General features: G+C 47.8%; 12 protein-coding genes. 9 read left to right on the forward strand and 3 right to left on the reverse strand.

Annotated features, from left to right (window positions below):
* The 9 genes from QP339_RS03620 to QP339_RS03660 all read left to right on the forward strand — a co-directional run bounded on the left by QP339_RS03620 (position 1) and on the right by QP339_RS03660 (position 8,571).
* Positions 1-1,431, forward strand: a complete 1,431-nt coding sequence (locus QP339_RS03620; protein ID WP_284910463.1) for a UDP-N-acetylmuramoyl-tripeptide--D-alanyl-D-alanine ligase — start codon at positions 1-3, stop codon at positions 1,429-1,431.
* A 139-nt stretch (positions 1,432-1,570) separates the two neighbouring features.
* The gene (gene cshA, locus QP339_RS03625; protein WP_284910464.1) at positions 1,571-3,055 is read left to right on the forward strand and encodes a degradosome RNA helicase CshA; all 1,485 of its coding nucleotides are present in this window, start codon (positions 1,571-1,573) and stop codon (positions 3,053-3,055) included.
* Between the two features lie 12 nt (positions 3,056-3,067).
* Positions 3,068-3,445 carry a holo-ACP synthase gene (acpS, locus tag QP339_RS03630; RefSeq protein ID WP_284910465.1) on the forward strand — a complete coding sequence of 126 codons (378 nt, stop codon included), beginning with the start codon at positions 3,068-3,070 and terminating at the stop codon, positions 3,443-3,445.
* 193 nt (positions 3,446-3,638) lie between these two features.
* Positions 3,639-4,781 (forward strand): ABC transporter ATP-binding protein, encoded by a 1,143-nt coding sequence (locus tag QP339_RS03635; RefSeq protein WP_284910466.1) that lies wholly within the window; start codon positions 3,639-3,641, stop codon positions 4,779-4,781.
* Positions 4,781-5,428 (forward strand): ABC transporter permease, encoded by a 648-nt coding sequence (locus QP339_RS03640; RefSeq protein WP_070617233.1) that lies wholly within the window; start codon positions 4,781-4,783, stop codon positions 5,426-5,428. Before QP339_RS03635 ends, QP339_RS03640 begins: the two co-directional genes overlap by 1 nt.
* Positions 5,421-6,383 carry an osmoprotectant ABC transporter substrate-binding protein gene (locus tag QP339_RS03645; protein WP_284910467.1) on the forward strand — a complete coding sequence of 321 codons (963 nt, stop codon included), beginning with the start codon at positions 5,421-5,423 and terminating at the stop codon, positions 6,381-6,383. Before QP339_RS03640 ends, QP339_RS03645 begins: the two co-directional genes overlap by 8 nt.
* A gap of 1 nt (position 6,384) precedes the next feature.
* Positions 6,385-7,047, forward strand: a complete 663-nt coding sequence (locus QP339_RS03650; RefSeq protein WP_070617230.1) for an ABC transporter permease — start codon at positions 6,385-6,387, stop codon at positions 7,045-7,047.
* 9 nt (positions 7,048-7,056) lie between these two features.
* Entirely contained in the window at positions 7,057-7,683 is a 627-nt protein-coding gene (locus tag QP339_RS03655; protein WP_284910468.1) for a DUF2179 domain-containing protein, read from the forward strand.
* 381 nt (positions 7,684-8,064) lie between these two features.
* The gene (locus QP339_RS03660) at positions 8,065-8,571 is read left to right on the forward strand and encodes a QueT transporter family protein (RefSeq protein WP_284910469.1); all 507 of its coding nucleotides are present in this window, start codon (positions 8,065-8,067) and stop codon (positions 8,569-8,571) included.
* An 87-nt stretch (positions 8,572-8,658) separates the two neighbouring features.
* On the opposite strand, the gene QP339_RS03665 is transcribed toward QP339_RS03660, so the two are convergent.
* The 3 genes from QP339_RS03665 to QP339_RS03675 form a co-directional block, all read right to left on the reverse strand.
* Positions 8,659-9,537, reverse strand: a complete 879-nt coding sequence (locus tag QP339_RS03665) for a MetQ/NlpA family ABC transporter substrate-binding protein (protein WP_284910488.1) — start codon at positions 9,535-9,537, stop codon at positions 8,659-8,661.
* Positions 9,538-9,767: 230 nt separating this feature from the next.
* A complete protein-coding gene (locus tag QP339_RS03670; protein ID WP_284910470.1) occupies positions 9,768-11,147 on the reverse strand; it encodes an MFS transporter in 1,380 nt (459 codons plus the stop codon).
* Positions 11,148-11,591: 444 nt separating this feature from the next.
* Positions 11,592-12,968, reverse strand: coding sequence for an MFS transporter (locus QP339_RS03675; protein ID WP_083294313.1), 1,377 nt, complete (start codon positions 12,966-12,968; stop codon positions 11,592-11,594).
* Positions 12,969-13,190: the final 222 nt, after the last annotated feature.

A 13,190-nucleotide genomic window follows, 5' to 3' on the forward strand; every position in this document is an offset into this window, starting at 1 on the left:
ATGAAAAAATTAGCCTTAAATGAAATTGCTAAAGCTGTCCAAGGACAGGTCCAAGCAGAAGACCCCGACGCGGTCTTGCTTGACCATGTTGTTTTTGATGCTAGACAAGCCCAGCCTGGGAGCCTCTTTGTTCCCTTAACTGGGCAACGCGATGGCCATGACTTTGCCCAACAAGCCCTAGACAATGGGGCGGTGGCTGCCTTTTGGTCCAAGGATCCAGCCCAGGCTCCTGCCGGCTTGGCCTTAATCCAAGTGCCCGATACCCTGGCTGCCCTCCACGATTTGGCAGCTTACTACTTGTCTTTGGTCCAAGCTAAAGTCGTGGCGATTACCGGTTCATCCGGTAAGACGACCACCAAGGACATGACAGCGGCCTGCCTATCGGTGGCCTACCGGGTCCACAAGACCCAAGGCAATTATAATAATGAAATTGGCCTTCCGATTACTATCTTAGAGATGCCAGAAGAAACGGAAGTCCTTGTTTTAGAAATGGGGATGTCTAATTTTGGTGAAATCCGTGAATTGAGTCTCCTAGCTCAGCCCGACCTGGCTGTGATTACCATGATTGGTGAGGACCACCTGGAATTTCTGAAGACCAAGGCCAATATCGCCAAAGCCAAGCTTGAAATTTTGGACGGCTTAAAAGAAGGGGGCAGCTTCATCTATCCTGGGGAGGAAGAGCTGATTACTTCTCAATTAGGGGATATTCGAGAAGACATCGAAACCCTGTCAGTCGGTTTAACGGAAAACCAGGATATTTATGCTCTGGATATTATTGTGGACCAGTACCAGACCCAATTCAGCAGCAACCTGTCACCAACCGTTCAGTTGACAATTCCGGTTTCGGGCCGTTATAATGTTGTGAATGCCTTAGATGCCTGTGCGGTCTCTTACCGCCTGGGCCTGTCGATTGAACAAATCCAGGAGGCCCTGGCTAATTTCCAAATGACGGCCAATCGGACAGCCTGGATCGAAGGCATTAATGAGAGTCAAGTGCTGGATGATACTTACAATGCTAGTCCTTCAGCGATGAAGGCTGTGATTAGTAACTTCGTCCAGGTTCCGCGGGCAGGTGATGCCCAACAAGGGCGCAAGCTCTATGTGCTAGCTGATATGTTAGAACTAGGACCAGATGCAGGCCAGCTCCATGCCAGCGTAGCGGATGTCTTGACCCTTGAAGACCAGGACCAGGTCTTACTCTATGGCTTGGAGATGGAAGCTCTCTATGAGCGCCTCCTAGCTGCCGGTCAAGCCCGGCCAGACCAGGTGCATTATTTTAAAGAAGATAAAGCGGCCCTCATTGCTTGGTTGGAAGACCATACCCGCCACTATGACCAGATCCTGGTGAAGGGGAGCCATGGGATGGGCCTTCTGGAAGTAGTTGAAGCCCTCCGCCGCCTAGATATAGAAAGCCAAGCTAAGGAAGATTAGCTCAGCAGCCTCTGTCTCGCCACACAGCCCTCGACAAGCTGCCCAAAGAAAACAGTCGACTGGTCGGCTGTTTTTTTACTAAAGGAGTAGAATGACTCCTACAAATATAATCCTTAAGAATGAAATACGGAGGAATGGAATGAAATTTACAGAAATGGGCTTGAGCCCGCAATTATTAAAAGCTGTCGATAAGATGGGCTTTGAAGAAGCCACACCGATTCAATCAGAAACGATTCCCTATGCCTTAAAAGGACGGGATGTCCTGGGCCAGGCACAGACGGGGACGGGGAAGACGGCCGCTTTTGGCCTTCCCCTCTTAGAGAAGATTGATCCCTATGCTAAGGAAGTTCAAGCCTTGGTTATCTCGCCAACCCGGGAATTGGCTATCCAAACCGGGCAAGAACTCTACCAATTAGGTGAAGAGAAACGGGTCCAATGCCTGACAGTTTACGGCGGTAGCTCGATCCAACGGCAATTACGCCAGTTGGAGAAGAAACGGCAAGTGATCGTGGGGACGCCTGGTCGTTTGCTTGACTTGATTCGTCGCGGGAAGTTAGACTTGTCCCACATTCAGACCCTGGTTCTCGATGAGGCGGATGAGATGCTTAATATGGGCTTTATTGATGACATTGAAGCGATTATTGCTAAGACGCCAGTAGACCGGCAAACTCTGCTCTTCTCGGCGACCATGCCCAAGGCCATCCAACGTATTGGGGAGCAATTTATGCAGGATCCGATCCAGGTGAAGATCAAGGCCCAAGAGATGACGGCCGACCTAATCGACCAATACTTTACTCGCTGTCGGGAGAGTGAGAAGTTCGATGTCTTGACCCGCTTCATTGATGTCCAAGATCCTGTCCTAGCCATTGTCTTCGCACGGACCAAGCGTCGGGTGGATGAAATTTCGCGTGCCCTAATTGAGCGCGGCTATACAGCAGAAGGCCTCCACGGGGACTTGAATCAAGACAAGCGGTCCATGTTGCTCCGACAATTTAAAGATGAGAAGCTGGATATCTTAGTGGCAACAGACGTGGCAGCCCGGGGCTTGGATATTTCTAATGTGACCCATGTCTATAACTTTGATATTCCATTGGACCCCGATAGCTATGTCCACCGCATTGGTCGGACGGGTCGGGCAGGCCGCCAGGGGGTTTCAGTTACCTTTGTTGGTCCAAATGAATTAGGTTACTTAAGAACCATCGAAGACCTAACCAAGAAGAAAATGATGCCCCTGCGTCCACCATCGGCTAAGGAAGCTTTCAGCGGGCGGATCAACCAGGCCTTAGAAGAGGTTAAAAAGCTGACCGAAGAGGCCGATCCTTCTTACTACCAAGAAGCCATCGACTACCTCTCCGCCCACTACAGTACGGACAAATTGGCCCTAGCAGTCCTCAGCAGTTTAACCAAGGATCCTAATGAGGTTGAGGTTCGGATTACACCGGAACGGACTCCGCGCAAGAAGTCGGGCGGACGCAAGCGCAAGGGGGCGAAGCAAGGCAATCATAAGCGGTCTTACCAACAACATGATAAGAAGGGTAAGAAGAAGTCCTACCAAGGCTCCAAGGGCCATCCAAAAGGCAAGAAGCGGGGCTCACGGAAGAAAGCCTCCTTTGATATTCGCTAGGAGGCAAGCTGTATGATTATTGGAATTGGCACGGATTTAGTTGAAATCAAGCGGATAGACCAGGCTTGTGCTAAACAGGGCGACCGCTTCATTCAGCGGGTTCTAACAGAAGAGGAGCTAGCGATCTTTCAAGCCTTCACTTCTTCTCAGCGCCAGGCGGAATTTCTAGCGGGGCGCTGGGCAGCCAAGGAGGCCTGTGCCAAGGCTTGGGGGACGGGTATCTGTAAAGAACTTTCTTTCCAGGACATGGCTATTTTGTCAAATAAAAGCGGTCAGCCCCAGCTCTTTTGTCTTAAGATTCCTTACGCTATCCATCTCTCGATTACCCATACTGCCCATTATGCCAGTGCTTATGTGGTCATTGAAGACCGAAGACCTGAACTTAATTAAAAACAATAATTGTTTATCGTAAAGATTGAAAAATAACGTATCGAAAGCCTTAGCTGAAAAGGCTTCGATGCGTTATTTTATTTTTAATTATAAATACTAAAACCAACAATTAAGCTGGACTCGGCCTGATTAGTCGCTTTTGCTGCTTAGTTTGTTACAATAAACTTAAGAAAAAACGGAAGGGACCGAAATTATGATTGAATTTAATAATGTCAGTAAGGTATACCCAGGCAATGTCCACGCCTTGAAAGATGCGAATTTGACCATCCAAGACGGAGAGTTTGTCTGCTTTATCGGCACCTCAGGGAGTGGGAAGACGACGGCTCTGCGGATGATCAACCGTATGCACGATCCATCCGAGGGGGAGATCCTTATTGATGGTCAGGCGACCACTTCCATGAATGCAGTCGATATGCGGCGCAAGATCGGCTATGTGATCCAGCGTATTGGGCTCATGCCCCACATGACTGTCTATGAAAATATTGTGACTGTCCCCCGGCTCTTGAAATGGGACGAAGACCGCTGTCGGACGGAAGCGGAGAAGTTGATGAAGCGGGTAGAACTTCCCCTCGACTATCTGGACCGCTATCCGAGTGAATTATCCGGTGGCCAGCAGCAGCGGATCGGCGTTATCCGTGCCTTGGTGGCTAATCCGAAGATCGTCTTGATGGATGAGCCTTTTGGGGCCTTAGACCCGATTACCCGGGATGCCCTGCAAGAATTAGTTAAGGAATTACAGCGGGAATATCACAATACCTTCATCTTCGTGACCCATGATATGGACGAGGCCTTGAATCTGGCTGACCGTATCGCCATCTGGGACAAGGGGAACTTACTCCAGTACGACACCCCAGAGGAAATCTTGCGCCATCCAGCAGATGATTATGTGAAGAGCTTCCTGGGCGAAGACCGGCTCTTTGAAGCCAAGACCCAGTATATCCAAGTCAAGGATGTCATGAATGACAAACCCCTGTCCATCAGCATGGGCCAGTCGCTCAGTGACGCCTTGACTCTCATGCGGGACAGCCATGTGGACAGCCTCTTCGTGGTGGATGACCGCAAGCGGCTCAAGGGGCAGATCAGCATTGAAAATATTATGAATGCCAGAGATATGGAAGCTAGCGTGAGTGATGAAATGGTCAGACGTCGGGGCGTCCAAGAAGATGCCCTCGTCCAAGATACCATCCAGCGCATCCTGAAAGCCAAGGTGCAAAACGTGGCGGTTGTTAACCGTGAAGGACAATTGACGGGGATTGTGACCCGGTCTAACCTGGTTAATATTGTCTATGAAGTAATCTGGGGCGAGACGAAAGCGATTGAAGGAGTTGAGATCTAATGGCAAACTTCCTAGCTGAAAACGGCCAAGAACTCATTAATTTGACCCTTCAACACCTGCTCTTGTCGGTGGTTTCTCTAGCCTTGGGGATCTTGATTGCGGTGCCTTTGGGGATTCTTCTCTCCCAGCACCCTAAGATCGCAGGGGGCGTCATCAGTGTGGTCGGCGTCCTCCAAACCATTCCTACCCTGGCGCTCTTGGCCTTGATGATTCCTATTTTTGGGGTGGGACGTTTGCCCTCCATTGTGGCTCTCTTTATCTATTCCCTCCTGCCCATCCTCCGCAATACCTATCTGGGGATGACCTCGGTTGACCCAGATCTCTTGGATGCTGCCAAGGGGATGGGCTTGACGGCCTGGCAGGTTATTAAGGGCGTCCAGCTCCCTCTCGCCATGCCGGTGATTATGGCAGGGATTCGTTTGTCAACGGTCTATGTGATTGCCTGGGCCACCCTGGCGGCCTATATTGGCGGTGGGGGCCTTGGTGAAATGATCTTTAACGGCCTCAACCTCTACAAGCCAGACCTGATTATTGGGGGAACGATTCCGGTCACCCTGATTGCGGTTTTGGCAGACCTTTTGATGAATTATCTGGAAAAACTAACCCAACCCCAAACGACCTCGAAAGGAGCTGGTGAAGATGCGTAAATTCTTAAAGACAGCCTTCACCCTGGGGCTGAGTCTATTCCTATTAGCAGCCTGTAGCCTACCTGGACTCGGGGCTTCGACTTCTGAGGATGAGATTGTTATTACGGGCGGTATGTCGACCGAGATGCAGATCCTCGCCTATATTGTGGAAGGCATGTCCAACCACTATATCGACGTGCCAACCAAGGTGATCTCTAACCTCGGCTCCTCTTCCCTCAACCACCAAGCCCTGATGAAGGATGATGCTAACGTTTCAGCGGTCCGCTATACCGGAACCTCGGTAACTGGGGAATTGGGGATGGAAGCCATCACTGACCCTGAAAAAGCTGCAGAAACAGTAGTCAAGGGTTTTGACAGCGAATTTGACCAGAAATGGTACCCAACTTACGGTTTTGCCAATACCTATGCTTTCATGGTGAGCCGGGACAAGGCTGAAGAATTAGGACTGGAAAAAGTTTCTGACCTGGCCCAATATGCGCCTGATCTAAAGGCAGGGGTGGACTCTTCCTGGTTGAGCCGGGAAGGGGACGGTTATGAAGACTTCAAGCGGATTTATGGCTTTGATTTTGGCCAGACGCTACCTATGTCGATTGGCTTGACCTATTCAGCGGTAGCCAATGATGAAGTGGATGTCATCTTGGGTTATTCAACGGATGGGCGGATTATTTCCGAAGACTTAAAAGTTTTGGAAGACGATAAACAGCTCTTCCCACCCTATGATGCCAGTCCTGTTGCAACCTACCATATCCTAGAGGTCCATCCTGAACTAGACAAGGTCTTACATAAGTTAGAAGGGACCATCAATGAAGAAACCATGCAGAAATTAAACTACCGGGCAGATAACTACCTCTTGGAACCCAAAGTGGTTGCTGATGACTGGTTGAAGGCCCATAATTATTTTGAAGACAAGGCACCTGAATTAAAGCCGATTGAAGATACTGTGGGGGGTGACTAAGATGACCGATATGACACAATTAAGTCTATTAGAACAGCTGAGCGTCTACTACCAGGAAAACTTAAGCTATGTGGTGGGACAGTTCGGCCAACATTTCTTAATGGCCATCTATGGTGTTCTTTTTGCGTGCTTGGTCGCCATCCCACTTGGCTTCTACATTGCCCGCCACCATCGCTTGGCAGATTGGGTACTTGGTTTGGCCAATCTCATCCAAACCGTGCCCTCACTAGCTATGCTGTCCGTTCTGATGCTGGCTATGGGATTAGGGAGCAACTTGGTGGTCTTAACCATTTTCCTTTATTCCCTCCTCCCCATTCTCCGCAATACCTATACGGGGGTCCGCAATGTGGACGCCGATATTATTGATGTTGGGATCGGCATGGGGATGACCAAGCTCCAGATTGTCTACAAGGTCGAGCTTCCCTTGGCTATGTCGGTGATCATGGGGGGCGTCCGCAACGCCTTTATTACAGGGATTGGGATTGCCACCATAGGGACCTTTGTTGGGGCAGGGGGTCTGGGCGATATCCTCTTCCGCGGGGTCAATGCCTCAGACGGCACGAGTATTATCCTCGCTGCTGTCATCCCCATTGCTCTCATGTCGATTGTTGCCGATTGGGGCTTAGGTCGGATCGAAAAAAGTTTAGACCCTAGTCAAAGATAGGAGGATGCCGTGGACTATCATTTATTACTTAAGATATTTAGCATTAACCTTATATATATCATGCTAAATACTATGCGCCTTTTGCTTTCCATGAGAGGTTACCGCCTGCCTGCCTCCTGCCTGGCAGTAGTTGAGATTACCATCTATGCCATTGGTTTGTCCATGGTCATGCAATACCTGGACCAGCCGGCTTATCTCTTGGCCTATGCCCTAGGTTTTGGGGTAGGCATTTACTGCGGGATGCTCTTAGAGGATAAGATTGCCCTCGGTTATGCTGTGATCCAGATTTTCATTGCCAGTGACAACCATGCCCTGGCTGAGGAATTGCGGAACCGCGGTTATGGTGTGACGGTCCAGTCGGGCTACGGCCGGGACGGGGACCGCTTGATCCTCACTATCTTGACGCCCCGGTCAACTGAGCGGAAGCTCTGCCGGACCATTGAAGAAATTGACGACCGGGCCTTCTATATCTCTTATGATGCCAAGTATATCCACGGTGGTTTCTGGACCAAGCGGGTGACCAAGCTGCGCGTCCAACGTGCCCATGAGGCTCTGGAAGACCAAGAGCCCCTGGATCCTCGGACAGAGCGGGTGAGTGAAGACGAGTTCGTTAATGATGAGATAAATAAACTATAAGTATATGATAAAAACCAGAGAAGGCTTCTGATCAGCTCTGGTTTTTTGTGGTGAAGTGAGACTAGTTAGTCGAGCTTGCAAGGCTCATTCGGAAGTCTTGAATGTGGCATAAAGTTTAGTAAGCCAGACACGCAGACTGTTATTAGGTGTTAGCAGTCAGCAAGCCACGATCTTTGTAGTTGGGGTCGCAGTTGCAGACTTGAAGTGACTTCCCCCAATCGGAACGTTCGGCTGAAGCCGTTCTTATCCGTTTGAGCTCCATTCATTCAAATCTAAGCAAGTCTCACCCCCTTGGTCTTGTCAAAGGGGCATAATTTCGCTATGATAAGTTCTGTGTTGTTCGAAACCCGCCAACATAAAAAAACTATGGGAGGAATTTTTATGCAAAGTAAACACAATCAAGCCCTGGTGGTTAATTCCTTAATCGCTGCGCTTTATGTCGCCTTGTATTTTGTGGCCCCGCAATTCGCTTATGGGCCGATCCAATTTCGTGTGTCGGAAGGGCTCAACCACTTGAATGTTTACCATAAGAACTACAAGTGGGGTGTCGTTCTGGGCGTTTTCTTGTCAAATTTCTATGGCTTTATGACGGGCCTGGGTTGGTATGATATTGTCTTTGGGACTGCCCATACCTTGCTTAGTTTCTTATTGTGCGACTGGGTCTATCGTTACCTGAAGACAGATAAGCAGAAACTCGCCGCAACGACTCTGATTTTTTCAATGATGATCTTTATTATCGCTTTTGAGCTGAACTTGGCCTTTGAATTGCCTTTCTGGGCGACCTACGCTTCTCTCTTTGTCAGTGAAGTGATTATCCTAGCTTTAACCGCTCCTCTGATCTATTTGATCAACAAACGATTAAATCTTGCTAAAATGTTTAACCATTAAAAATAAAGAAAGACACGCTGGCTAGGCGTGTCTTTTCTTTATGGGTGATGCTGCGCGAGGCAAGTTTGCGCAGGCTTGAGGAATGGCTTATTTTTTGCTTTGGACAAAGGCATCGTAGTCCTTGCTGGCTTGGTCATGGTCTGACCAGGCGGGGACATAGGTGCCATTGGAAACAGTTTTGATGAAGTCTGCCGTGTCTTGGCTTTGGAATTCATTAACAACCTTTTCTAGGATGGGGTCATCGGCCCGGTCGCGTTGGGTGACGATACAGACCTTGTAGATATTAGGCGTGGTTTTAGGATCTTCCACATAGATAGCTTGGTCCTGGCTGATACCGGCATCTTGAGCGATGGAAGCCCCTGTAATCATTAGATCAGCATCTTCCAGGCTGCGGGCGATCCCGTCTCCCTTCATCAGGATAAATTGAATATTCTTAGGGTTTTCGGCAATGTCATCCAGGGTCTTTTGCCCTTGACTATCTTTAAGCTTAATTAAGCCGGCACGCTCGATTTCCTGGAGGCTGTGGTCTAAGTTGACAGGATCATCTGGGATGGTGAATTTAGCGTTTTGAGGGACGTCCTCAACGGAATGAATTTCGGGATTGGCAGTGTAGATGCCGATCGGTGGGATATAAGAATAACCAATGGGGACTAGGTCAGTATTATGGGATTGGTTGAATTCGGCGAGGAAGGGGATGTATTGGAAGACATTGAGGTCGATATCATTTTCGGCAACAGCCATATTAGGTTGCACCCAGTCTGAAATGAGCTTGACCTCTAAATCGATTCCCTCCTTCTCCTTGAGTCGTCGGGCTGTATCCTGCCAGACTTCTTGGCTGAGCTGGTTGGAGACAGCTAAACTGACCTTCTTATGCTCACTTTCAGCAGTTTTTCCTTGTTGGCTACACGCTCCTAAAAAGAGGGCCAGAACGGCTAGGCCTAAGACCAAAGCCTTGCTTCTTTTCATCACAATCGACCTTTCTGTCTGTAGATTTATTGTCTCTAGTTTAAGCCCTTTCACAGGTCCCTTCAAGCTTAAAAGGAACAATCGATAGTAGCGACCTAGCTAAAAGGGGATAAAATCAATCTTTATCAAAAAAACAGAACAAATTTTGTTTCTTAAAAAGTACAAAATATGTATTATAATAAGCAAAAAAACTGCGCACTGACTGGCGCAGTTTTTGCTTATCAGATATTTTAGCGGCGGTTGGCTAAGATTGCAGCATTCTCTTCGACACGCTTCTTATTCAATGGATAGAGGAAGTAGAGAGAAAGGGCGAGTAAAATCGCGCCAACAGCTGGGGCTAGGCAGGTGATGTTGTAGATGCCCTGGGTAACCTCAGGCTCGAAGGCTGTGGCTGCAGAATAGCCGACGAGGGTCAGTAACCAACCGGCGAGACCAGATGAGGCAGCTTGACCCATCTTACGGGCGAAGGAATAAACGGAGTAGATCATACCGTCTGACCGTTCATGGGTTTCCACTTCGGTTTGGTCGATAACATCAGTGATCATGGCCCAGGTAATCAGCATGAAGCAGCCGATCCCAGAATAGGCTAAACCATAGAAGACAACAAAGACCCAGGCATTTGAAATTTGTAAGAAAAAGGCCAGGAGCAATACCGCAGCGGTAAAGAGAGCAGCGTAGATGCCCAATTCTTTACGGCCTAATTTGCTGGAGAGTTGGACCACAAAGGTGGATAAGATCAGGGTTGCTGCTGAACCAACGAAGGTTGCGGCGGCTTGGGCTTGGGTATTCCCGAAATAGTTAGGGAAGACGTAAGGGAGCATGGCGCTTAAGGTTAATTGGGTGAGCAGTAGGCAGATGGAAGAAACGACAATACCAATCAAAGCCTTGTTAGAGGCCAGTTGATGGACCATATCAATGAAGTCGAAGCGCTCGGTTTTCTGTTCGATTTTCACCCGTTCAGTTGTCATCTTGTAGCAGAGAGCATAGCAGATGACTGCCAGAATTGAACACACAGCTGCAGCAATTGCCATCCGGGTCCCTGAAAGTACTTGGGCGCCACTAGGATCGTTGTAGTAAACCACGAGTGGGAGGACAACCCCGATGAAAGTTTGGGCTAGGGTAGCGCCAATGGTTCGCCAGGTGGATAGTTCAGCCCGGTGCTTAGGATCTGCGGAAATGGCTGAAGCCATCGAACCAAAAGGAATATTGATGGAAGTATAGAAGACAGATCCCCATAAGATGTATGTGAAGATCATCCATCCGATCTTAAACCACATAGGCATATCCTGGAACCAGCTCGCATACATAAGGAAGGAAGCTAGAGCAACGGGACCAGCCATGCGGCGGATCCAAGGCAAAAACTTCCCAACTGGCGTTGGCTTGGTCCGGTCAACAATTTGTCCCATGGTCATATCTGTGAAGGCGTCCACAATCCGGGCACCGGCCATAATCCCGCCGACGATCCCACTGGAGACCCCCATAACGTCAGTGTAGAATTTCATCAAGAACATTGATGAAAGAATAAATGTAAAGTCGTTCCCGAAGTCCCCAAACATGTAGCCCAGTTTGTCGGACATTCCGAACGGCTTGGTGGCTGTTCTTTCTGCCACAATAATTCCTCCTTTAGACATAAAATAAAAAAATAAAGCATTTGTCATTATAAGAGAAAATAATAGCTTTGAAAAGGGATTTTGATCAAACATGTGAAATTGGCAACAAATTCTGAGAATTGTCAGGGTATAAGATGCAATTTAAAGAGTTGTTTCACATTTATTTAATGCTAAAAAGATAGTTATGGTAAGGCTTACAAAATATATTTGTGAAAAATCAACCGATATACAATATTGTTCGAATTGTTTGGAAACGGCACCATTGATCGAGGAGGGGAGGATTAGCGCTTACAAAATATAAGCTATTGACCAGGGCTAGAACTTGCATCTTTTGCTCCAGAGGTTCACTTCTACCCGCGCGCCCTCACACCCTGGAATAAAAAAGCACCTCCATAATGAAGGTGCTCTTATCTATTGAATAGCTGCTTATTTAACTAAGGAGTTTTAACCGCGGCGTTCAGCTAGGATTGCTGAGTTGTTTTCTACGCGTTTCTTGCTTAATGGGTAAATGATTAATAAGGATAGAGCAGATAACAAGAAGGCAATCGCAGGAATAGAGGTTGCGGCGCTATATAGTTTATCAATAACTTCCGCTGTTTGAACTTCTGCTCCTGATTGGTAACCGATAAAGCCTAAAATCCAACCTGCGCTGGCACCGGCAAAAGCTTGACCAATCTTACGGGCGAAGGAATAGAAGGCGTAAACCGTACCGTCGTCCCGGGTGCGGGTTTGGACTTCGATATCATCGATAACGTCAGTGATAATGGCCCAGATAATGGCATTGAAGATACCAAAGCCTAGGTAACCAATAGTTGAAATCACGATATAGGTCCACATACTTTCAGTGTGCATGAAATAAAGAACAGCGAAGGCGGCGGAACCGATTGAAACGCCGAGAATACCAACTTCTCGTTTCCCTAAGGCTTTAGCAAGAGCTGGCGCAATCGGTGCACCTAAGAGCAAGATGGATAATGGATAGATCACGTTAACTGTAGCTAACATGTCAGCATTTTCAAAGTAATTGGCAAAGAGGTAGTTGTTCATTTGGCCGATGCCTAATTGGGCAAAGATGAGGAAGAGGGCGGCAAAGATAATGCCCCAGAGTGAACGGCTCTTCAGTACCTTACCGAATGTACGTAAGGTTCCCATTAGTGAGCTGTCAGGATCGGAAGGAATCTCTACCCGCTCAGTTGTCATGCGGTAGCAGAAGAAGTAGAAGATAAGTCCCAATACTGAGAACACCCCAGCTAGGATGGTGAAAGTAGCGTCTGTCTTAACGATGTTGTTTTCGTAAATCATGAGGGGCACAATTGCACCGATAGCTAATTGGGCAATGGTTGCGCCAATGGTCCGGAAGGTAGACAGGCTAGCCCGGTGGTCGGGATCAGATGTAATGGCAGATGCCATAGAGCCATAAGGAATGTTAATGGCCGTATAAGTGAAAGATCCCCAAAGTAGGTAAGTGATGTACATATAAACAATCTTGAAGGTCATGGACATGTCTTGGAGTCCTGTTTGGTACATCATAAAGCTGGCTAGGGTTACAGGAATAGCAATCCGGCGAATCCAGGGTTTGAACTTCCCTTCGCTGGTTGGCTTGGAGACGTCAACAATCCGTCCCATGGTCACATCTGTGATGGCATCAACGAAGCGAGCGGCTAGGAATAAGTTCCCGACTGTTGTTGGGTTAATTCCCCAAACTTCCGTATAAAAGACCATCAGGAACATACTTTGTAAGATAAAGGTCATGTCGTTGGCTAAGTCCCCGAACATGTACCCCAGCTTATCACGCATGCCAAATGGTTTAGCATTTGTATTCATTTTTATAATTCCTTTCTTCATAACAAGTTTATACACTTAGAGAATAAATAATGGCAAGTGCATAAGAATAATAATATTTTCCTAAGTAAAAACTGCCTCCTTCTCAGTTGCTTAAGCGCTATCATTAATAGATAAAAATCAATAAATAGAACTAGCTAATTGCCAGTAAGAGTATTATATAAAATTTACTAAGTAAATGAAAGCCCTTTTAGGTAAAAAAAT

The organism is Aerococcus sp. UMB7834 (assembly GCF_030215145.1).
Taxonomy (GTDB): domain Bacteria; phylum Bacillota; class Bacilli; order Lactobacillales; family Aerococcaceae; genus Aerococcus.